Annotated in this window: 19 protein-coding genes and 1 pseudogene; 7 read left to right on the forward strand and 13 right to left on the reverse strand. The window is 44.7% G+C overall.

Translation table 11 applies throughout. The features are described 5' to 3' along the window. Window positions 1-86: 86 nt before the first annotated feature. Together A8708_RS20435 and A8708_RS20440 are read right to left on the reverse strand one after the other, a co-directional pair. The gene (locus A8708_RS20435) at window positions 87-2,447 is read right to left on the reverse strand and encodes a discoidin domain-containing protein (protein WP_204787605.1); all 2,361 of its coding nucleotides are present in this window, start codon (window positions 2,445-2,447) and stop codon (window positions 87-89) included. Window positions 2,448-2,536: 89 nt separating this feature from the next. Then, window positions 2,537-2,878: a winged helix-turn-helix transcriptional regulator gene (locus tag A8708_RS20440; RefSeq protein WP_068666849.1), complete on the reverse strand. Its 342-nt coding sequence runs from the start codon at window positions 2,876-2,878 to the stop codon at window positions 2,537-2,539. 134 nt (window positions 2,879-3,012) lie between these two features. On the opposite strand from A8708_RS20440, the gene A8708_RS20445 reads away from it, so the two are divergent. After that, on the forward strand, window positions 3,013-3,366 hold the full coding sequence (locus tag A8708_RS20445; protein ID WP_068666851.1) for a DoxX family protein: 354 nt from the start codon (window positions 3,013-3,015) through the stop codon (window positions 3,364-3,366). 78 nt (window positions 3,367-3,444) lie between these two features. Here A8708_RS20445 and A8708_RS20450 read toward each other — a convergent pair whose 3' ends face one another. From A8708_RS20450 to A8708_RS20475, 6 genes are all read right to left on the reverse strand, one after another. Then, window positions 3,445-5,088 carry a stalk domain-containing protein gene (locus tag A8708_RS20450; protein WP_068666853.1) on the reverse strand — a complete coding sequence of 548 codons (1,644 nt, stop codon included), beginning with the start codon at window positions 5,086-5,088 and terminating at the stop codon, window positions 3,445-3,447. A gap of 145 nt (window positions 5,089-5,233) precedes the next feature. Next, complete coding sequence (locus tag A8708_RS20455) at window positions 5,234-5,695, reverse strand: phage tail protein (protein WP_068666855.1); 462 nt, start codon at window positions 5,693-5,695, stop codon at window positions 5,234-5,236. Between the two features lie 110 nt (window positions 5,696-5,805). Then, a complete protein-coding gene (locus tag A8708_RS20460) occupies window positions 5,806-6,468 on the reverse strand; it encodes a serine/threonine protein kinase (RefSeq protein ID WP_068666857.1) in 663 nt (220 codons plus the stop codon). 156 nt (window positions 6,469-6,624) lie between these two features. Then, window positions 6,625-8,169: an extracellular solute-binding protein gene (locus tag A8708_RS20465; RefSeq protein WP_068666859.1), complete on the reverse strand. Its 1,545-nt coding sequence runs from the start codon at window positions 8,167-8,169 to the stop codon at window positions 6,625-6,627. Between the two features lie 58 nt (window positions 8,170-8,227). Next, window positions 8,228-9,094: a carbohydrate ABC transporter permease gene (locus tag A8708_RS20470; protein WP_068666861.1), complete on the reverse strand. Its 867-nt coding sequence runs from the start codon at window positions 9,092-9,094 to the stop codon at window positions 8,228-8,230. 16 nt (window positions 9,095-9,110) lie between these two features. Then, window positions 9,111-10,004: an ABC transporter permease gene (locus tag A8708_RS20475; RefSeq protein ID WP_068667049.1), complete on the reverse strand. Its 894-nt coding sequence runs from the start codon at window positions 10,002-10,004 to the stop codon at window positions 9,111-9,113. A gap of 340 nt (window positions 10,005-10,344) precedes the next feature. On the opposite strand from A8708_RS20475, the gene A8708_RS20480 reads away from it, so the two are divergent. Continuing rightward, entirely contained in the window at window positions 10,345-12,612 is a 2,268-nt protein-coding gene (locus A8708_RS20480) for a helix-turn-helix domain-containing protein (RefSeq protein WP_068666863.1), read from the forward strand. A gap of 68 nt (window positions 12,613-12,680) precedes the next feature. Here A8708_RS20480 and A8708_RS20485 read toward each other — a convergent pair whose 3' ends face one another. Beyond that, window positions 12,681-13,514 carry a LamG-like jellyroll fold domain-containing protein gene (locus A8708_RS20485; protein ID WP_068666865.1) on the reverse strand — a complete coding sequence of 278 codons (834 nt, stop codon included), beginning with the start codon at window positions 13,512-13,514 and terminating at the stop codon, window positions 12,681-12,683. 301 nt (window positions 13,515-13,815) lie between these two features. After that, entirely contained in the window at window positions 13,816-14,976 is a 1,161-nt protein-coding gene (gene trpB, locus A8708_RS20490) for a tryptophan synthase subunit beta (RefSeq protein ID WP_068666867.1), read from the reverse strand. A 190-nt stretch (window positions 14,977-15,166) separates the two neighbouring features. On the opposite strand from trpB, the gene A8708_RS20495 reads away from it, so the two are divergent. Together A8708_RS20495 and A8708_RS20500 are read left to right on the forward strand one after the other, a co-directional pair. Next, window positions 15,167-15,550 (forward strand): MerR family transcriptional regulator, encoded by a 384-nt coding sequence (locus A8708_RS20495; protein ID WP_068666869.1) that lies wholly within the window; start codon window positions 15,167-15,169, stop codon window positions 15,548-15,550. Continuing rightward, window positions 15,547-16,308 (forward strand): SDR family oxidoreductase, encoded by a 762-nt coding sequence (locus A8708_RS20500; RefSeq protein ID WP_068666870.1) that lies wholly within the window; start codon window positions 15,547-15,549, stop codon window positions 16,306-16,308. Before A8708_RS20495 ends, A8708_RS20500 begins: the two co-directional genes overlap by 4 nt. 151 nt (window positions 16,309-16,459) lie before the next feature. Here the strand turns inward: A8708_RS20500 and A8708_RS20505 are convergent, their stop codons facing one another. Genes A8708_RS20505 through A8708_RS20515 form a run of 3 tightly spaced genes read right to left on the reverse strand, consistent with a single transcriptional unit; the run spans window position 16,460 to window position 17,907 of the window. Further along, window positions 16,460-16,927, reverse strand: coding sequence for a phage tail protein (locus A8708_RS20505; protein ID WP_068666872.1), 468 nt, complete (start codon window positions 16,925-16,927; stop codon window positions 16,460-16,462). Between the two features lie 23 nt (window positions 16,928-16,950). Beyond that, the gene (locus A8708_RS20510) at window positions 16,951-17,430 is read right to left on the reverse strand and encodes a GyrI-like domain-containing protein (protein ID WP_068666874.1); all 480 of its coding nucleotides are present in this window, start codon (window positions 17,428-17,430) and stop codon (window positions 16,951-16,953) included. 60 nt (window positions 17,431-17,490) lie between these two features. Continuing rightward, window positions 17,491-17,907, reverse strand: a complete 417-nt coding sequence (locus A8708_RS20515; protein WP_068666876.1) for a DoxX family protein — start codon at window positions 17,905-17,907, stop codon at window positions 17,491-17,493. A 103-nt stretch (window positions 17,908-18,010) separates the two neighbouring features. Here A8708_RS20515 and A8708_RS20520 point away from each other — a divergent pair. The 3 genes and pseudogenes from A8708_RS20520 to A8708_RS20530 all read left to right on the forward strand — a co-directional run bounded on the left by A8708_RS20520 (window position 18,011) and on the right by A8708_RS20530 (window position 21,809). Continuing rightward, window positions 18,011-18,974, forward strand: a pseudogene (locus tag A8708_RS20520) (helix-turn-helix transcriptional regulator). Window positions 18,975-19,100: 126 nt separating this feature from the next. Next, window positions 19,101-20,747 carry a helix-turn-helix domain-containing protein gene (locus A8708_RS20525; RefSeq protein ID WP_068666878.1) on the forward strand — a complete coding sequence of 549 codons (1,647 nt, stop codon included), beginning with the start codon at window positions 19,101-19,103 and terminating at the stop codon, window positions 20,745-20,747. 75 nt (window positions 20,748-20,822) lie between these two features. Continuing rightward, on the forward strand, window positions 20,823-21,809 hold the full coding sequence (locus A8708_RS20530) for an ABC transporter substrate-binding protein (RefSeq protein ID WP_068666880.1): 987 nt from the start codon (window positions 20,823-20,825) through the stop codon (window positions 21,807-21,809). The last annotated feature ends 7 nt before the right edge of the window (window positions 21,810-21,816 follow it).

Genomic DNA, 21,816 nt, shown 5'->3' on the forward strand with positions numbered 1-21,816 from the left:
CTCATGACTCATGACTTAACGTGTATAGATATAAATTAAATAAACCCACTCCCCGTCAACGGGAGTGGGTTTTCTCATTTCTCAGATTAATCCGTATAGGTAATTGGTTCAATTATACCCTGAATTTGACTTAGCAGAATTTTCACATCATCACGATTAAAGACGCCGTCTCGATTAACATCCATATGCCATTCTGAACGACTAGCGATTGCAGCCACATCTTCGATAGTAATCTGATCATCCACTATTACATCCACTGATTTAAACGTAATGATCTGTCTATCAGAAATCAGGTTATTTAATGTAGGTAGATGAGTCCGTAACGCTCCGCGGCCTATATCTACAGCAACTGTTGTTGCACTAGCTTGTATAGGTGTGGAGAGCATGAGCTTAATGGTTCGATAACTCGAATCACTGAAATCAAACCAAGCTTCTGAAACTATTATTTCTTCACCATTTGCATGGATGTGAAAGAGATCTGCTGCTAATGCATATTCCATATCCAACGGGGATGCCACTTTCAACGTAACTTCATTTCCCGCTCTATTGCTAAAAGCTGATTCCACGGATAGATCTGTTAGCATCCCTTCTTGCTCATGCAGAGTAATTTCTGCTTGGATTAAATGATCTATTCCGGTCACCAAAGCTTTCTGACTCTCTGTAAGCGCCTCGAATGCAGCACGTGCTGCTTGAATAGCCTCACTATCAGATAGTCTTACAACGTCCGGGTTAGGTAAGTTATCGATAGCTGCTATAACGGGTGCCGCTGCAGTTTGATCCGCCGCCGCAACTTGGAGCAGGAGTAGTAATTTATTTTCTAATACTATTAACTTATTCACATTGGTCACTAAAGTGCGTTGAGATACCGTTAGAGCGTCATAGCTCGCACGTGCTGCCTGGACGGCACCAGCATCAGATAATCCCATATTAGGTTCTGTAGGCAATGATTCAATGGCTGCCTGTACACTGCCTGCGGCTTGCGTATCGGTAGCTGTAATATGGTTATAAATTTCTAACTCAACAAAACCAGTAGAGGCACTTCCATTATGCATAGTTACCTTGATTTGGTTGGTTGAGATGGGATCAAAATCGACTGTGTTTAGGGTATTTCCCTTTGCAGCTCCATCCTTATTACTAACAGCTGTGGGAACGTCAGGCGTTTTGTCTTGATTCGGTAAGCTGACCCACTCATTATTCACCCAATAGTGCACATCATAACTGGATGGGAGTCTCACACCTCCCCCGTCATCAAAGAGGTATAACTTGATTTGATTAAATATTTTAGACTCACCTAAATCATAAATTAAGTAATCCGATGCATTGCCACCGTAGTTCGTCCATCTATCGTGCGCGCTATCTGAATAGTCGAATAGACCATTGACCGTTCGCTGCCCATCATCTTCACCATGTCCGCAACATGTATACGACGCAGTCACCTGGGGATACCCCGTCATACTCGAATATAAAGCGAGATTCATCCCTTCATTCGAGGATAGTACGGTAATCGATACCGGATATGCTTCGCTGAGGTTGCCCGCAGCATCTTTGACCCTAACATAGAGGGTCTTCAGTCCTGCGCCTGTCGGCAATGTATAGACTTTGAATGAATCATATGGTTCCCATTCAGACCAGATGTCGTTTCCATCTGAGAACTGCATGTGAATTACGTCCGTAGATTGGCCCGTCATTTCCAGCTTAACCACATTGGAATAGGTTGCTTGTACATTTCCTTTAATTTTAGCCTGTACACTTGGTGGTGTTGTATCTATATTAACAATCCCTACTACCGCCTCGGAAGAGTTGCCCGCCGTATCCACGGCATACGCCGAAATCGTTCGATTTGACGTCAAATTGAAAGGGCCAGCGTATGTCGAACGATTATCTCCCCATAGCTGATATTCTGTTGTCACCGTATCTGGCGGATAGCTAATACTCACAGTTACTTCATGCGTTGGTGTTGTCGTCGATAACGTAATAACGGGCTTCTCAGGAGCAATGGTGTCGATCACTATGTTCTTAATTGCACCCAGTGCGGGTAATGTAGTTGTTAGAATGGCAGGCGAGGCATTGGAAGAATCCATGATGCTGCCGTTATTTAACGCGAGGGCATTTTCAACTGACCAGTCCAAATCCGTTGAATTTTCGCCTAATTGCGGCATATAAGTAAAGAGGAGTGTATCTGTCCCGCTACCTGAGGAATATTGTGCTGTTCCGCCGCTATTCAGCGCGATTGACGGTGAACCTTCTACAGTTACTGCCCCATTAAATTTCACCGAAATCATAATCGTAGTGCCATCTTTATAGGAACCATCCGGTGTTGTCGACTCCACCGCCATAATCTGCGGTACTACAATCGCATTGGAGCTGTGTGGTAGCTTAAACAGTAAACCAAATACTAAGCATACAATTAGAATGACTTGCCCTGGATATGTCTTCAACGTATTCACCATGCTTCCCGCCTCAAATTTATCCAAATTATAACATGAAGACTTGTGGGCGAATAGGTCTTTATTCCTATAGATTTAATTAAGCTGCATTACCTCGGGCGATCCTCTCCGTATAGTTCATTCATATGCTCGATATGAGCCGCACCCCAATCGTTCAAAGGTTGTAGAATCTTGCTTAAGCCCTTACCGTAATCAGAAATGGAATATTCTACTTTTGGAGGAACTTGGTTATACACTTCACGATGCACGATATCGTTATACGCAAGTTCTCGTAATTGTTGGGTAAGCATCTTTTTATTAATATCCGGTATCGCTTTCTGAAGCTCGCTGAACCTCATGGTGCCATTTGAAATGAGCTGAAGCAGAATGACAGGTTTCCATTTTCCTACTAAAATATCAAGCGCCGATTCAAATTTACAATACTCTTTCATATAGACCACACTTCCCTTTGTTAGGTAACTTTTTGTTTACTCTGTTTAGAATTAGTGCCTACTTCCTTAATTGAATACTTGCGTTTATTATACCTGTAGAGATGTCGAAAAGTAATAAGGAGGCTACACCATTCATGAATATTACCATATGGATTATTCAAGGTCTTGCAGCAATAGCTTTTGTCTATTCAGGCTGGTTGAAGGCATTTCAGTATGAACAAGCGAAGTCTTCTTGGGGTTGGGTAAAAGATGTTTCAAAAGCATTCGTTGTCGGGATCGGGATCGTTGAATTCATAGGGGCCATTGGGCTTATTCTTCCTCGGGCGACGAATATTGCGCCGATCCTGACACCCATTGCCGCAACTGGACTTGCGGTAATCGTTCTTCTGGGCGCCTTATTTCATGTTTCACGCAAGGAATATCGGGAAATTGGCGTGAACGTTGTGTTCTTCGCGTTAGCTGCGTTTATTGCAATCTGTCGATTTTAATGGATCTTACATGGCTATGCAAAAACCCGCATCAACTGATGCGGGTCAGATTGGCTTCACTTATAACGAGAGGTTAAACTAATAACTAATTCTAACCGTTCGTGTTTGGTCCTCATAATCAACCTTAGCGCCTAGCACTTCAGATAGCAGTCTCACTGGGATAATCGTAGAATCATTGTCTAGAATAGCCGGAGAATCTGTCGCCACTTCCACACCATTTAGCGCATAGGCACTTTTGGTCGTAAAGAGGGTGATCGTTCTGCCTTGTTTCGTGTATATCGCAGCCTTCTGTTTATCGTCCCATTCGACGGATGCCCCAAGTGCCCCTGCCAAATCTCTTATCCAAAGGTACGAGCTGCCATCTTTAATGATAGGCCTTTGCTTCATTGGCACCTTAATATCATCCAAGATGAATTTATTATCTGTTAGTCCAAAAGAAACCACATGCTGTAACGTGCCCGTTTCACTCATTTTCTTCAAATACGCGGTAGAATCGCTATGTAATTTACTTTTTCCTATAGAAGCAATAGGCTCCGTCCGGAAGTTCCACTTCTTCTCGTACAGTTTGGGTTGATTATCTTCAATAACGGATAATTTAACGTATGCTGTGTAGACTGTATCCGGGGAAAGTGGCTGAGTTGGAACCAACATCACCTCAGTCTGCAGATGATCATCATCTTTCGGCGTATTGGGCAATAGATCAATCTCCTTACCCGTACTATCTGTCAGCTTGGATTCTACTAACTGGACATCTCTAACAAATCTTCCTGATAGCTGCGCCATGATGGGATAGCCCACAGGGTACTTCGTACCGGGATGATTTCGTATAGGGTCAGGCGTCTCATGACCAGCGAAATCGATTGGAACATAGGGATCGCCAGGAGCCGGAGACACGACTAAGCGTGAGTTCCATTCATTCGTTAATCCAAATTCAATCACCGTATAATCACCTTGTTTATCAAGACCAATTTCAATGGCATCCAAAGTTAAGAATGGCGTACGGTGATAGGGAGCATCGAAAAGTCCGTCGATAGCTTGTGTAATTGTGATTTGTGAATTTCCATTGTACGATACGTCTTCTGAGAAATTTCCAGCATAAGACGCATACATCCCTCGTTCATAGAGCTTACTTCCGATATAGCCGGGGAGCTTACTATTTTCTTCATGCATGGATACCCCAGATTCACTGACCTTATTCGTTTCTAGATATTGCGCATGCAGCTTAGCTGCGTACGTTAGGTTCTTATTGAAAGTAAGAGGATTCAATCCGTGCATAACCCTGTAATCGTTAATCGCCTTAATGCCTTCTACTTGCTGAGCCGTAGGTGCTGCTGGTAGATCAGAGATCGCTTTTTCGTCAACACGAAATGTCCAACTCTTCTCAAGCGGCATGTAACCATCCTCTTTAAGCTCCATTACAATATGAACGGTATGCTCTCCCACTTTTAGATCAGCTGTAGGCGTATAAGACAGGACCATTCTACCGATGTCCCACTGCGCATCTACTTTGACTTGGTCGATTTTCATCGTATAACTTTTGAACTCGGGTGTAATATCGCTTTTGACAAATTCAAACACAATCGTTGGCTTCATCAGTCCTACTTTTCCTTGCGGATACCAATAGGAAGAATAAGATGCTGCCTCCACTTGTGGCTGTGCGATAAACAACCCTGAAACTACGATAAAGAGCCCGAGCATTATTTTTAAAAACTTATTTATCATAGATGCCTTCCCCCTGCATACTTAATCTACCAATTATTAACATTCTACGTTTTTCGACTGGTTTCCTTCTTTTTTTCAGATTTAAAAAGGCAGCTCTATCACAGTCCATGTGAGATAGCTACCTTTCAGCACAATTTATGAAGATCTAGTATTGTCCTTTAATTACAAAAAACGAACCTCGAATCGTTCCTGCTAATTTCGATTTCTGTCTAGCAAACTTGAACTTCGGTTCTAACTCCTTAGGAATCTCCATCCCCTCCGAAAGTTTGAAACCAACGGCCCGCTTCTTCGGATCATCCACTGTATACATCACATTAACGCTAAGACCATCCTCATAGAAGACATAGGTAAACTGGATGTTCTCTACTTGGAAGCGCGACGTTTCTAACGGTTTGGCTGCAAAAACAAGATCACGTTCTTTTAAAATAAGGTTCACATAATCAAGATTTTCCTGACTTTCACTAGCCGGTACAACCGTAAATTCATGGTTGTATTTGTTCATAAAGTAACGGGCTTCATTCGCACGTAAACCAGCAAGCGCGTCTACGACAGGTGAAGATTCTAAGCCTACCGTAGATACATTTTTGAAATCAACGATATATGACATGTGTATCCCTCGTTTTCTATCACTTTTTCCTATTATTATACCAAAAATGAATTCAACATAAACGTATACGTTCCCCGATTTAGTTCGAATATTTCGGACTACGCTCCATTTTACATTCCCTTCTTGTGTAACTCACCCGAGGGTCGCGCCCACCTACGGTATTTCCGGTAACCTCGCCGAACTAAATGCAGCAAGAATTCTGGAACTGGTAACCTGCGCAGCCATTGGAAATAGAAACGATCGTAAGCACGCTTCAAATCATCCCACATTGAGCAATTATCTTCTTTCAAGAAGTCCGATACGTCAACGACCAGGCCTCGACCTTTGTGCTGCATCACATTCTTGCCATGTACATCATGCGGTGTCAGTCCTCGGCTAACCGCGTACTTCAACGCTTCATCGATATCGTTCAGCACTTGGCGCTTGATCGGAATCCCGCGCAGCAAACTTTGGTACAGCGTTACACCCGTTAATCGGCGCAGTGCAAGATAAGTATCCCCCTCATACAGGCATTCTGAATACGCTGGGTGCTTACCCAACCGTCGATATATTTCCTTCTCATCCTCTATGCCCGGCCGACCTGGCGCGTACACCTTTACCACCATATCGGGATAACTGGGATGCATCAGCACAGCCGCATAATTACCCGCTCCGACAAGCTGCCATGGCTTAGGAACACTATAAACGACGATCGGGTCATAAGGCCGCTCACTGGCAATCTGCAAATTTGGAAGCAATTCTGCTTCAATGATTTCAATCCAGTGCTTCTGCACACCATGTCACCCCAAACTGTTATTTTGTGGTATTATACATAAATATGAGGCAATATGCTAGAAGAAGATTACCCGTCCCTATCGCTTCTATACAGCAAGAAACGCCGTTCTTAGAGGGAACGGCGTTTCTTATGAATAAATGCTGATTTTCCAGCTTTATTTTTTCAAAGCCCGATCGTACGCTTTTTTGTAAATGTCCACCATTTTATCAACGCCTAACGCTTTCATGTCGCTCACATACTTCGGCCAATCTTCCAGACTGCGTTCACCAACGATGAATTTGGAAATATTCTCATCGCGTTTCTTCATAATGGTATCCCCGGAGAGAGAGAGGGTTTCCATCTCCGCGCTTGTAAATGCCGGCCGAGGCTGCTGCAGACTGTCATACTTCGGCGCTTCTTGATAAGCCTTCTGGAGCTCAGGCGATGAGAGGGAAAGATGAGCATCATAATCGAACCACGCATAGGTACCGTCCGTAGAAATACCGGTCTTCTTTCTCATGTCCGCTACATCCGCATATTTCTCAATAAACTGCTTCTTGCCATTTTCCGTTTTGTATGTGACGCCTTCTTTCCCCCAGCTGGCTAGCGTCTTTCCTTCCTCACTATAGAAGAAATCCATGAACTTCAGAATCTCTTTGATTTTTTTCGATGATGTCGCGATCATGAAACCTTCGTCCAAATATTGCGTGAACGCATTTTTGGCAGGTGCGCCTGCAAATCCGGTTGGCGCTCCCATGAAAGCCAGATTAAATTCCGGTTTATCCTTGCGCAATGCCGAATTGAAGAAGTCGATCCGTCCGATGTAATCGATTGTAACGAAGGCTCGCTCCGTTGACATGAGGTCCTGCCATAGCTTCGTATCTGCTGACAAGAAATCAGGAGGAATTAGACCTTCTTTGTAAAATTTATTTAGATACACAATCATTTGCTTGTAGTTATCTTCTAGAGGACCATAGCGCCATTCTTTTTTATCAAAATCATAGTACACATCTGAACCGGTGCCAAAGGCTGGCGCAAAATTCAAGAGACGCTGCAAGCCATTCCGGAACGAAAGTGGATAGCTCTTCGGATACGCTTCTTTTATTTTCTTAAGCGCTGCATACAATTCATCCCACGTTTTCGGCTCGGTAATGCCAAGCTTCTTAAACACATCCTCGCGATACATCCAGATCATGCGATTCGTTTCCCCGATTCCCGCATTCGGGAACATATACATTTTGCCATCTGATGAAATCGTGTTTTGCGTATCAACCGGATACTTTTCCATCCATTTCTTCAAATTCGGCATCTCGTTTACATAATCCAAAATATTGACTAACGCACCTTGCTGTCCGTACTTATCTGCCAGCTTTTTGTCCTGCGTCATCATCATATCCGGCAAGTTGCCGGAGGCAATTGTAACGCTTAGCGCGTCATCCAGCTTCCCAGACGGCAGCTGCACATTCAGGGAGACGCCTGTTTTCTCTTCGATTAATTTCCAGGAAATATTATCTTTATTGTAAGGCCAGCTTGGATTCGAATAATTGAGCACGTTAAAGGTTTGTTTGACCACTTGCGCAGGAGCTGAAGCTGTTGTCCCCGTACTGGCAGAAGGCGCTGCCGTCGATGTCTCGTTCGTACTCGTCGAACAACCGGCGATTGCCGTCATAGATAGTCCCAAAGCTAAACATATTGATAACCCTTTTACTGTTTTATTCATAGAACCCATCTCCCTTTTCATTTGTTTAGACCCGCAGCCTTGTTATTACTGATACCAACTAACCTTTCACCGAGCCGATCATCACCCCCTTGACGAAATATTTTTGCAGAAATGGATACACAAGGAGAATCGGTACGGTGGAAACAAGGATCGTTGTAAATTTCAAGGCATCATCAACGACCAGATTATCGCCGCCTACGCTGGAAACGTTAGCTGAGTTGATCTGCCCTTGCAAAACGATATTGCGTAGAACAACCTGCAGAGGGAACATATCCTGATTGCGCAGATAGAGTAATGCGGAATAAAAGTTATTCCAGATGCCAACGGCATAGAAAAGCCCGATGGTGGCAAGCACAGCTTTGGATAACGGCAGCACGAGCCGAAAGAAAATACCGATATCGGTTAATCCGTCCATTTTACCCGATTCCTCTAACTCTTTGGGCATTGCGGAGAAAAAAGTTCGCATCACGATGAGATTCCACGTACTGACGGCGGTAGGCAACACCATGGACCACAGACTATCGACCAAACCATAGCTTTTGACCACCAGGAAAGTTGGAATCATGCCTCCGCTGAAAAACATCGTAAACACAATGAGCAGTGTAAACAGCTTGTGATGCGGTAGCTCTTTCTTGGAGATCGCGAACGCGCCCATGGCTGTCATAATTAGCGAGACCAAGGTTCCGACAAGTACATAACGAATAGTATTGATATAGGCGGAGGAAATACGCGGATCGTGTAGGACGATTTTGTACATTTCCACGTTGAATCCTTTTGGCCAGAGCGTAATCTCGCCTTTTAAAATGTGCGTACTATCGCTGAACGAGACCGCCAACATATAAACAAAGGGGTACAGCGTTGCAGCAACAACCCCAAACAGTATAAGGATGATCAGTAGGTCAGCCACGCCAAATTTCGTTTTCATCAAGCCTACCTCCTTTCTACCACAAGCTGGTCTCGCCGACTCTACGGCTAATCCAGTTGGCCGAGTATATAAACACTAAACTGACAATTCCTGTAAAGAAATCAATGGCTGTCGCATAGCTGTAATTGCCCTGACCGATCCCTGTTCGGTACACATAAGTGCTAATAATATCGGCCGTTTCATAGATGGCGGGATTATAGAGCAGAAACACTTTTTCGAAACCAATATCGAGGACGTGCCCGACATTCAGAATAAAGACGATGACGATAGCCGGTGCAATGCCAGGAAGTGTGACATTCGCTATTTTCCTCCACCTGCTCGCGCCATCCATTTCCGCCGCTTCATACAGCTGAGGATCAATCGATGTCAGGGCTGCTAGATATATAATCGTCTCCCAACCGACATGCTGCCAGATTTCCGAAATCACATAAACCGAACGGAACATTCCGGGCATCACCATGAAGTTAATCGGCTCAAAGCCGAAAACTTGAATCAGGTGGTTGACGATACCACTGGAAGGCGAAAGGAACATGAGTACCATACTCGCTGCCACAACATTCGATATAAAATGGGGCAAATAACTGACCGTTTGTACAAATCGTTTGAAAAAGGCGTGCCTCGCTTCATTCAGGAGCAATGCCAGAAGAATCGGTGCAAGAAAACCAAAGATTAGCCTGTAAATTCCGAGCATAAACGTGTTGTAGATGAGCTTAAAGAAGTCCGGATTTTCCCAAAAAAGCTTATAATACTTGAATCCGACCCATTCACTTGCCCAGACACCCTTGAATAAATTGTAATTTTTCAAAGAAATGACTAGGCCGAACATAGGAACGTACTTAAAGAGCAAATAAAACAGCAAGGTAGGCAGGAAGAGGAGAAATAAGTATTTCCCTCGTTTCCACTGCTTCAGATAGGCACTTCTTTTCGACCGGAGATTCGCTTGCGAAACAGACGTCTGTGTCGTGGCGGCCGATGGGTGCGTACGCAATAGTCATCTCTCCTTTTTCTCAATGTGGAATGTGAATTGCCCCCTTAGTTATGAAGGCGCTGTATCGACAAGCCCATCGTATCGGAAAAACCCCATGCCGACTATCCACTTCCTCATCGACTCATTCGCAAATTTCTCTAAATCGAGAATAATAATAAGAATCATAAAAATTCATATAAGGAATTGTAAATTTTTTTCTCACACCCTGAATTTCACCATGCTATAATTTCCACATACTACAGGCCAGCGAAAGGAGATGACCATGCAAACCACCTATGTCCCTAGAAAAAGATACAGCAGTTCCTTGTTCTACCGACTATTGATCAGTTTCATTATCATCATTTTGCTGCTCGTATCCTTTAATGTGGCCTCCTTTACCTTCTTTCGAAGCAGTATTCGCGAAGAAATTATTAAGAACAGCTCCTTGAATCTCGAGACGACCGTAGCCAGCTATGAAAAGAACATTTCGTTAATTAAAAGCCTGATGGTCAGCTTATACTTCAACACCCATACCGAAGCGCTCAAAAATAATCCACAAAAGCTCGACTTTATTATTTCAAGTCAGGTTCAACGCGAGCTGCAAAACGTGTTAGCGAATAATCAGCTTTCTTTATATAACATCATCTATTACTTTCCGAACCGTGACTTTGTTATCGATAAAGATGGCTCCCGCGATGCGCAAATGATGTTCAGCAAATTTTATACGTCCCCCATGTATCCAGAGCAGTTCTGGTCAACGGAAACCGGAAAATCTTCGCTCTCCTTCCGGGTGTACCCTTCTGCGGAATTCCAAGAACGTACAAGCTTCTCTACTAGAAGCTTTGGGACGTTTAATCCCGTACTTTTCAAAAGCGCCGCTACGGACGGCTTATCTATCATAGCCTTGCTAGACAGTGATCGATTGTTTGAGGCCTACAGCCATTTTCAAGTAGATTCCGACTTCTACATTCTGGACGACGCTGGAGGCACAACGTACGCTGTATCCAATCGGAAGGATCCACTGCAGTTAAAGCCGCATACGGGCAGCTCAGGCTATTATTTGGAAGGCACTAATTATTATTTTTACAAGCAAGGTGCAGTGACCGGGAACACCTATGTGCTGATCGTGCCTTTCGCTACGATTTCCGAACAGTTCTTCAAGCTGAATGTATTTATGGTTGGGTTAATATTCCTTTCCATTATCATCGGAGTCGCCATTTCAATTCTCTTTGCCAAACGCTTTAACAACCCGCTCACCACCATCATCAGTTCTATTCAACAAATGGATCGTCACCAAAGTGCTCCCTTTGTAAGTCCGATCCGTGAGTTCAATGTCATTAGCCAGAAGCTGCATGATTTATTTCTGACCAATGAAACGATTAATCGTGACTTACTAAGCAAAAATTCGCTGCTCAAGCATTACGCTTACTTAAATAAGGTGAAAATGATTCACACCGATATTGAAGACGCCAAAATATCCATTGATTCCGATAAACCCTATGTCATCGTGTTATACCAGCTCATGTATATCGACAACCAGTTAGCCGCCATGGACATGGATCCTAATCGCGCTTCCTATTACATCAAGGAATTCGTGCAATCGCAGTTTATTCAGGCCTATAAAGACGCCTTGACCTTCCAAATCGAGAAGGATCAAATTCTGACGATTATTTTTACGAACGATTCCGAGCTTTCCGTGCTAGACAATCTATTGATCGATATTAAAAAAATATTTGAGCTGGATGCTTCCTATTGTTCCGTCACCATTGCCGTGAGTCCTGTCCATGACAATGCGTTTATTTTCAACGAAGCTTTCGAAAACACGCTGCTGTTAGCCAAACAACGGAAGCTGGGGGAAGGTGTCCAAATCATTCGGGAAAAGGAAATTCTACCTCCAGATCTCTGGTTCTCACCGGCTAATATGAAAGAATTTACGGCGAATTTGACTTCTGGTAACCACTCGATCACCATTCCTATCGTTTCAAAAACGTTAGAGCTCGCAGTCAAACGAGGCGCTTCCTACGCGCAAATCCATGACCTTGCCAAGGAAATTGTCAACCTGATTATTAAAACGCTCTATTCCAGCCATAATCCAATCTCCTTGCTGGATGATAAGAGGAGTCTGGCGGATATTCTCAAGAATTGCCGCACGCTAGAACAATTTCAGCAGTTTTTCAAGGAAATTCTGACACAGTCCGCCTCCGATATTCGCCAAAAGAAAGAAGCGACCGACCACATTACCAGTTTCGTCACGAAATACGTCAATGAGCATTTCGGCAGCGATCTATCCCTGGACTTGTTAGCGGATAAGCTCAACATTACAGGCGCTTATCTGTCGACGTATTTTAAAGAAAAGACCGACATTAATTTTAGCGATTATGTCAATACGGTGCGCATGAACAAAGCGATGGAGCTGCTGGAGAAGACGGATCTCAAAATTCAGGACGTCTCTACGCTTGTCGGCTATTACACGATTGCCTCCTTCAACCGCATGTTTAAAAAGCATACTGGCCTTACGCCGAGCGAGTTCAGGCGAGCCCGTATGCACTAAAAAAAGGACGATCCTGACCGAATCGCTTCGGAGGATCGTCCTTTTCACTTCCTAAGCTGCTATGTAGCTTAGTTGGTCATCGAGCTGTAATGCGCAGCCAGCTGGGTAGGCGTCAGCTCATAATCGTACACGGCAACTTTGCCGATTGCGCCTTGGAAGTACGATGCGAGATCTCGCGTGGCGATGCGCATCGGAGCTGTGCCGTTTCCAGGCACGATGCTGTAGTCTGACAGCTTATCTTGATCGCGCAGGACGCCGTTTTTGAACACCTTGGTATAGCCTGTTGTGTATGTGGAATTGGTATTTACGGTATTAATCACCAAGGTGTAGTGAATCCATTGACCAGCGGTCAACGTATCCTGGAAGTAGGAGCCTGCGCCTAAGCCTCCGCTCAAGTTAAACGAATACCCGCTGATGCGGTTTGGACGGTTCTCGGTGTTGGTCTGATTGTACATTCTCGCCACCCAAGAATGCTGGCCAGACGTCCCTTTGCCCATCCAATGCACATAGCCGCTGCTCTCATAATTCGTAAATTGCAGCGTATCCGGCCGCATCCAGGCTTCGACGGTTAAGATGCCTGTCCGCGTAACCTCCAGATAATCGTTATCCGGAATTGTAAAATATTGATTCGTTCCGTTGAATACCGGAGCTGCATCCCCATTGGGCATCGTCGTGTCAGTCGTGCTTCCTGTGAACGTACCATTCATACCGTTACCGGATTGATCTGCCGTTACCGCGGAGGATAAAGGCCAATATCCAACGGGGTTGTCAGCCAGTACTGCCGTATCGTAGGTGGAGGTGGCCTGTACGGCTGAAGAGAAATTGAAGCAGGCGGAAAGCAGAATAGCCGTCATCATTGTTGCTGTAAGCTTGGACATGCGGAGTGAAAAAGGGTTTCTCATTGTCAATCGTCTCCTCTCCTATTGGCAAATCACTTGCTAGGTTTCACCTGCGCTAGTTCGTTTTACCCGTTTCGCTTAACTCGGTCGTCAGCCGTTACAGTTCCTCCCTTCCCCGTCGTTATTTTCATCTTATCGGGAAGGGGCTTATTTCAAAATGGCCTCGTTTTGGGATGATGATGAAATCTTAATCCAGCCAAATAATTCGTCATAATCGATAATAATGCGAAGCACCCGAGAAATGAGAAAAGGACGCCCCATTGGACGTCCTTTCCTTCATGCAAGTCTACATGGATCCGTTACACTATTTCAGCATTTGATACACTTGCTCAACATCCTTATCCCCACGACCAGACAGATTAATGATAATGATCTGATCTTGACCCATTGTCGGTGCCAGCTTCTTCGCGTATGCCACCGCATGTGCGCTTTCTAGTGCTGGAATAATTCCCTCCGTGCGGGACAGTTCTTGGAAGGCTTCCAACACTTCCTCATTGGTGACTGTTGCATATTCTCCGCGGCCCGTCACCTTCAGATGACTATGCTCCGGCCCAATACCTGGGTAATCAAGTCCCGCTGCGATTGAATACGTTTTCTTCGGTTGACCTTCTTCGTCCAGCAACACTAGGCATTTAAAGCCGTGAATGATACTCGGAACGCCTTGCGTTAAGGATGGTGCTTGATCCGGCTCAACACCGATCAGGCGAACAGTTGGTTCATCTATGTAATGAGCGAATGCACCAATGGCATTGCTACCGCCACCTGCGCAAGCGATGACCGCATCTGGTAAACGGCCTTCTTTTTCCACAATCTGACGCTTCGATTCTTCACTAATAATAGCCTGGAAGTGCTTAACCATCGTCGGAAACGGATGTGGACCCACTGCCGAACCGAGTAAATAAAATGTATTGGTATAATTGCGAACCAGATCATCCAGCGCTGCATCTACTGCATCCTTCAATCTGCCTTGGCCGCTGTGAACCGGTACAACCGTTGCCCCAAGCAACTCCATCCGGAACACATTTAGCGCCTGCCGCCGCGTATCTTCAGCACCCATGTAGATAACGCAGTCCATATTAAACATAGCACAAGCTGTTGCCGTAGCCACACCATGCTGACCCGCACCCGTCTCGGCTATGATCCGCTTGGCCCCCATTCGCTTAGCGAGCAGAATCTGACCAATGGCATTGTTGATCTTATGCGCCCCCGTATGATTCAAATCCTCGCGCTTTAAGTAGATCTTCGGTCCTCCCCAAGCTTTGGTCAGTCGCTCCGCGTACGTCAGCGGGTTCTCGCGACCGACATATTCGCTTAAGTAATAGCGAAGCTCTTCCTTAAACTCCGGGTCGTCTCTAAACTTATAAAATTGCTCACTCAAATAATTCAACACTTCCTGCAATTCCGGTGGAACGAAGCTTCCGCCAAACTCTCCAAAGTATCCCTCTTGCTGCAATTGTTGATCCATAAGTAAGCGCCTCCATAGACTGTAATAGGAATGATACCTCTCCTCATATATTACCATAATTTCCACATGCCGTATTTAAAAGAACATAGGATTACAAGCCCAACAAAATAGTGTTGACTTAAACCTTGGTTTAAGTTGTATCCTAATCCTGTCGACAAGGAAATATGCCATTTGGAGGTTACGGTAACCGATGAAGTATTGTTCTATCAGTGAAGCTGCAGCTAAATTTCATATCCCGGAATCCACTTTACGCTACTATGAGAAAAAAGGACTGCTGCCGCTCATTGAGCGTGATGCAGCTGGGAGGCGGTTATACTCAGAGAATCAACTCTCACTCCTTGGAACCGTCATTTGTTTGAAAAACACGCACATGCCGATAAGTCAAATCAAGCAGTATATAGATTGGATTCTTCAAGGAGACAGCACCATTGAACGCCGGCTTGCCATGATGAAACAACACAAACAAGCGGTACTGGCTGAAATTTCGTTGATGACCGAATCCTTACAAGGGATTGATTTCAAAATTAATCGTTACACGAATCACCAAAGCAAAGGGGAACTGGGACAATCATGAAACTTACAGGAAATACGATTCTAATTACAGGCGGAAGTACAGGCATCGGATTGGCTTTTGCAGAACGATTTATTCAAGCTGGAAATACTGTCATAATTACTGGACGACGTGAGAATGTCCTGCATCAGGCAAAAAAGAAATATCCAAGCCTTATTACGCGGGTTAGTGATTTGACTGTGGAATCGGAGCGTATCGCATTATTTGATTGGGTAACAGTGAGCTATCCCGAAGTGAATGTACTCGTGAACAATGCAGGAATTCAACAACGTTTTAATTTGTTAAAAGCAGATGTGCGGAACAATTGGGGGTATTTCAATCAAGAGGTTACAACTAATATCGAAGCACCGCTCCATCTCTCTATGCTGTTCGCTCCATTTTTGGCAACCAAAGAAGCTGCCACCATCATTAACGTCACCTCAGGGTTGGCCTTCACCCCGTTTGCAATAGCTCCTATTTATTCCGCAACGAAAGCGGCCCTTCATTCTTTCACAATGAGCCTGCGACACCAACTTTCAGATACCTCCGTAGAGGTCATTGAAGTATCTCCCCCTGCGGTAAATACTGATCTGGGCGGAACCGGGCTGCATATGCATGGAGAACCCTTGGACGACTTCGCGGATGGCATTTTTGAAGGTTTAGCCGAGGGGAAACCGGAAATTGGCTATGGAACTTCCGTGGCTCGTCTACGTATGTCTCGGGATGAAGTCGATGAGCAAGTAGCCAATTTATATAAAGCAACGAAACATATGGTTGAATAATAAGTAATTGAAAAAGCTCGCCACCACTTAGCACCTAAACATGTGATAAGTTCAAACAAAAGTACAAAAGGACTGCCTCTCGGCAGTCCTTTACACGGTAATATTTATTCAAAACCACAATTTGTCCCCGTATCTTATCACACTTGAAACCTTAATACTGTCCTTTAATCACGAAGAACGAACCTCGAATCGTCCCAGCAAGTTTGGACTTCTGTCTAGCAAATTTGAACTTCTTCTCTTCCAACTCTTTAGGCACTTCCATCCCCTCGGAAAGCTTAAAACCAACAGCCCGCTTCTTAGGGTCATCAACCGTATACATGACATTGATCCCAAGACCATCTTCATAGAAGACATAGGTAAATTGGATATTTTCCACTTGGAAACGCGCCGTTTCTAACGGCTTGGCTGCAAACTCAATACCACGTTCTTCTTTCAGAACTCGGTTTGCATACGCAAGAGCCTCCTGGCTTTCGCCAGCGGGTACAACCGTAAATTCATGCTTGTATTTATTCATGAAGTAACGCGCTTCATTCGCTCGTAAGCCTGCAAGCGACTCTGCTACTGGGGAAGATTCTAGACCAGCTGTAGATACATTTTTAAAATCAACGATCTGAGACACGCTCATCCCTCCTAGATTTTCGCTTATTTCCGAACAACAGGAATCCATACTTCGCCATAGACCAGGCCGTCTCGCTGCCCCATCTCAACTGTTGCATTAGGCCCGCCAACGTAGGCGAAATTCTGGGCTTCTGGCAAAACTTGACCAAAGGCAACCCCAGTAAGTTTATTACTCAACTCATCCGCTGTGTTTCCTTCGCCTTTAACGATGAGGTATTCTCCCTTAGGGAATTGAATAACTCTGTGTTCTTCCGGAACCGTTGCTCCTGTCATAACGCCAGCATAATACATCATCTTATGATTGACCGCTTCATTCACGGCAAAAATGTAGTCATTCGTGGCAATGGCCTTCAAAGCATCAAGCCTTCCATCTTGCTCCACTTCCCGCCAAAAGGTTTCCTTCTCCTTATTTATACCTGCATAATCCGTGTAATTGCTCTTCAACTCCGTGCCAATGCCTAGAACGATAAAACTGTCTTTTTCCTCAAGGGTATACGTTGACATGATCAAATCTCCTTTTTATAGATGAATTTTACCTTTATTTTACACTAGATCCTACACGCATTACAGTTTGCGGTTATTCGGGCGCAGTACCCAAGAAACGATGCCAAGCGCAGCATAGAAAAGCGGAAGAATAATATGAAATCCGTAATCTCCGTAATCGTTAGCGTACGCATGAGATAAAGCCGCACCCGTCATTAGAAAAAAGATACCGCTATAAGCCCATTCCTTCAGCCGCGGGAAACCTGGCATTACGATCGCGACGACGCCAAGTAATTTCCAAGCTCCGAGAATATTCGTGATATACAACGGGAAACCAATATCGGTCACTAAATCAACATTTCCTCCATATCGCATTAACTGCCCGATACCACTTAATGCAATCGAGAATGCCAGGATGATGGTGACGCTCCAATAAGCGATTATTCTGCCAATAGGGCGGGATGCTGCTTTCGCAATTTGCTCACTGTACGTTGTCATCTTCTAACCTCCTTTTCTGATTGAATGTCTATTTGTGTTTTCACTTCATACGTTTATAATAACTATTAATCATGTCAAAATATGATACTGTTTAGGGGACCCCATGCGTAAAGTAGAACGGATTAACATCATCATGCGGTATATCAACAACCGCGCCCATTTTACCATTTCTGAAATCATGCAGGAATTTCATATCTCTCGTTCTACAGCTATCCGAGATATCAGAGAAATTGAGACCATGGGAATGCCGCTTGTCGCTGAAGTTGGGAGGGATGGGGGCTATTTTGTCATGAAAAATTCCGTCCTGCCGACTGTCCGCTTTACCGATAATGAGATTAAAGCCCTTTTTATCGCCTTCATGGCCACAAGAAATCTGCAGCTCCCCTATCTCAAGAGTCGTCAATCTTTAGCTGAAAAACTACTCGGACTTATCTCGGCAAATCAGCAGGATGATCTTGTGTTGTTAAATCAGATTTTGCTGTTTGAAGGTACCAACCCCCATAATCCCGACTTGCTCGATCTGTCAGATATCCCTCTTCCAATGCTAGAACAGCCTCATCCAACTCATTCTATCGGACAGCTGCTTAGTCGTTTCCGTCGAGGAAGGCAGCGTAATAAAGTCATATGCCATTTATGTATTGCATTTATATCGGGAGAAAAGCTCTTGGCAAATTGAGGGCTTTGACCTAGAGGAAGAGAAACGGCGGATTATTCCTGTCGACAATCTCATCGATGTTACACCGTACGCTGAGAAAAAGAGAATCAGCAAGAAGAAGATTATAGAACTATTAAGCAAGCAGGAGAAAGCCATTAATCTTGTCCTTGAACTAGGTCCAAAGGCAATAGCCCAGTACAAAAAGTATCATCCGTTAGACATGTCAATTTCATATACGAATCCTTATCAGAGTACGGCAATTTTAAAAACATTCATCCCTACTCATCATTCAGATAAATTGACCGAAATCATAAATTGGCTCCTTTTCTTAGGTGGAGATATCAAGATTAGGGAAGTGCCGAAAGAGGTTGTGGAAGGTTTACAGGGGCGACTAGCTGTTTATAGGGAATAAGTAAAATGACACGCTCGGCGTATTCTATCTCCAGAGAAGTATGTCAATTGAGCTCTTTGCGTCAACCCATCCATCATTTATACTAATACTGAAGAAGACGCATCATAGAAGGGGCTGACACTCGTTATGGAGCATTCAGGACTTCCTGTTCTCAAAAACATGTCACTGTACACAGAAGCTGGGCACCCCGAGGGCTTTCACTACCATCGGGATGCCTATAGTTTATTAATTATACATGCACGTTCCGTTATACTTACGATTAACAACCACACACATAAGCTCGAAGGGATCGGTTGCGTAAATCTACCACCTCGTACGTCCATTCATATCCAGAGTGAGGAGCTGATAGAGAACCTTCCCTCATCCTCCGAGCAGCTTCGTTTCTATGCCTGCAACTACGAATGGATCTGCGAGGATTCATCCACAGACGCTTCGTTCATGCCGATGCTGGCGAAACTGAGCCATTCCGTTCTGCTGGATCAAGTGTCCTCTCTATACGATTCCTACGAAAATCGACTGTATAACAGCCTATCACAGCGTCTCCCGCTACAGGCTCAATTCCTTACCCTTTTCGCTGATGCATGCTGGGTACTCGAACAGCCCGATTCTCTTTCCTTTACGCAACCGCTGGACGGTATCAGTCAGGTCATTTCTTATTTGCATACGCATTATGAGCGCAAAATCAAACGAGATGATGTGGTGCGCCTATCCGGTTTAAGCCTGCGGCAATTCACGTTAAGCTTTAAGCAGCGCACGGGCACTACCTTTACCGAATATCTGAATCGTATACGCATCGACAAGGTTAAGACGATTTTATTGCAAAACCCACAATCATTAAATGAAGTTGCCCGTGAAGTGGGTTATGCCGATGAATTCTATTTAAGCCGTAAATTCAAGCAAGTCACAGGGATGTCCCCCACCATCTATTTACGTAAACCTCATACGATTGCATCCCTAGACCATGCCTTTACCTTGGACTTGCTCTCACTTGGCGTTAAACCTTCTGCAGCCATTACAGATACTTGGGTGAATGATCAGTTTCAACGCTTACAAGGCTCACGTTCGTTTCAGCCCCTCTACTGGGAAACCGAGCATGAGAGACGGCTGCAGGTACTTCAGAACGTCAAGCCTGATATCATTTTGCTGCCTCTAATAGAAGGCGATGAACACCAACAAATGGAACACTATCACCAATCTGGGCTGGTTATTCAGATTCCATGGCGCGGTGTGACTTGGAAACAGCACTTTATGAATGTTGCCCAAATAACGGGTACGGAGCAGCACGCACGCGACTGGTTGGATTCCTTCGATTATCGAGCAGGAGAAGTACGGGAAGCTTTGTGTCGACTGCTAGGTCCGCACGCGACAGTTGCCATCATCAATGTGCGCAGCAATCGCTCGCTAATCTATGCTTACGGGTACATGGGGGCTGATTTACTCTATGATATTTTGCAGCTGACCCGCCCTCGCGTTGTTGCTTCTATGTATGCACAAGGGTTAGAGCACCCTGAGTTTTCTATCCCGGAATTAACCCGTTTCGATGCCGATCATTACTTCGTATCCATTGAGAATAATCAAGCAGCCAAACAACGTGCAGTGACCATGATGAGAAGCCCCGAGTGGCTTGCCTTAACTGCTGGGAAGCAACAATGTGTCTATCCCGTGGAGATGACCAAATGGTACGGGTACGGGCCCGCTGCCCTAGATGCCCAACTGAATGATGTCATCCATTACCTTCTACCCAATTATCCAAAGAAACAGAGAATAATCTGACATGTACATGGATGAATGATCTTGTTATCATGTAAATGAGAATGAGAATCATTATATATGGGAGGTCAATAGGTAATGGGAAGAAAGAGAATCATACTAATTTGTTTTATCATCATCATGATGGTCGGGGGGACTGTCGCTTGCGGTAATGCGAAGGAATCCGGCAGTGCCGCGGGAACACCAACCGCCACTAATCAATCCGTAGACGCTACTAAGGAAACGGCTAAGCCAACTGCTGAAGCCAAGACCCGTTCTTATACACATATGGCAGGCAGCTCGGTAATTCCTGTCAAGGCAGAACGTGTAGTCACTGACTGGTACTATGGCCAACTCGTTGCCCTTGGACTTAAGCCTATCGGTACAGATGACTTCGTACTTAAGAACCATCCTTTCATTAAGAAAGATGGCACGGAGAGCATTGGGCAATCGCTGGAGAAGATCGTTGAGTTGCAGCCCGATCTCATTATTTCCTGGGGAGCCTCGAAGTATGATAATTACTCCAAGATCGCTCCAACCGTTCCGTTGGAACTAAGTGGGGGACCTAAGGATTCTGTCCGCATCTTCGGAGACATTCTGGGGCGGAAAGCTGAAGCAGAACAATGGATTACGCAATTCGATGCGAAAGTAGAAACAGCTCGGAAGAAGGTTGCCAGTAAGATTAGCAAGGATGAGACATTCACCATCTTCAACATTTGGAAAAATAAACTTCGCGTATATGGGTTCGTGAATATGGGCGGCTATGCGTTGTATGATGGTCTGCAAGTAACTCCTGCTCCCAATGTTGAGAAAGAATTCCGCAATGCGAAAGAGTGGTATCGTGAGATCTCTTACGAAGTGCTACCGGAATTTGCAGGTGATCACATTATCTTGACGACCTATGACCCTGATGGTACTTCGACTGTTCTTAAAGAGCTGGAGAGTAGCCCTCTCTGGAAAAATCTAAAAGCGGTCAAAAACGGAAACGTCCATGTAGTGAACTATAATTACTTGTATAACGATGATCCTATTGCCGTCGAGAATCAAATCGATATCTTGTCTGATGCCATTCTAGCTGGCCGATAAAATGTAA

The organism is Paenibacillus oryzisoli (genome assembly GCF_001653565.1).
Classification (GTDB): domain Bacteria; phylum Bacillota; class Bacilli; order Paenibacillales; family NBRC-103111; genus Paenibacillus_E; species Paenibacillus_E oryzisoli.

Coding starts and splice junctions, on each gene's coding strand:
- A8708_RS20440 (WP_068666849.1), bottom strand. CDS start 2,878: ATGAAAGAGTATTGTAAATTTGAATCGGCGCTTGATATTTTAGTAGGA.
- A8708_RS20445 (WP_068666851.1), top strand. CDS start 3,013: ATGAATATTACCATATGGATTATTCAAGGTCTTGCAGCAATAGCTTTT.
- A8708_RS20450 (WP_068666853.1), bottom strand. CDS start 5,088: ATGATAAATAAGTTTTTAAAAATAATGCTCGGGCTCTTTATCGTAGTT.
- A8708_RS20455 (WP_068666855.1), bottom strand. CDS start 5,695: ATGTCATATATCGTTGATTTCAAAAATGTATCTACGGTAGGCTTAGAA.
- A8708_RS20465 (WP_068666859.1), bottom strand. CDS start 8,169: ATGAATAAAACAGTAAAAGGGTTATCAATATGTTTAGCTTTGGGACTA.
- A8708_RS20470 (WP_068666861.1), bottom strand. CDS start 9,094: ATGAAAACGAAATTTGGCGTGGCTGACCTACTGATCATCCTTATACTG.
- A8708_RS20480 (WP_068666863.1), top strand. CDS start 10,345: ATGCAAACCACCTATGTCCCTAGAAAAAGATACAGCAGTTCCTTGTTC.
- A8708_RS20485 (WP_068666865.1), bottom strand. CDS start 13,514: ATGAGAAACCCTTTTTCACTCCGCATGTCCAAGCTTACAGCAACAATG.
- trpB (WP_068666867.1), bottom strand. CDS start 14,976: ATGGATCAACAATTGCAGCAAGAGGGATACTTTGGAGAGTTTGGCGGA.
- A8708_RS20495 (WP_068666869.1), top strand. CDS start 15,167: ATGAAGTATTGTTCTATCAGTGAAGCTGCAGCTAAATTTCATATCCCG.
- A8708_RS20500 (WP_068666870.1), top strand. CDS start 15,547: ATGAAACTTACAGGAAATACGATTCTAATTACAGGCGGAAGTACAGGC.
- A8708_RS20510 (WP_068666874.1), bottom strand. CDS start 17,430: ATGTCAACGTATACCCTTGAGGAAAAAGACAGTTTTATCGTTCTAGGC.
- A8708_RS20515 (WP_068666876.1), bottom strand. CDS start 17,907: ATGACAACGTACAGTGAGCAAATTGCGAAAGCAGCATCCCGCCCTATT.
- A8708_RS20525 (WP_068666878.1), top strand. CDS start 19,101: ATGGAGCATTCAGGACTTCCTGTTCTCAAAAACATGTCACTGTACACA.
- A8708_RS20530 (WP_068666880.1), top strand. CDS start 20,823: ATGGGAAGAAAGAGAATCATACTAATTTGTTTTATCATCATCATGATG.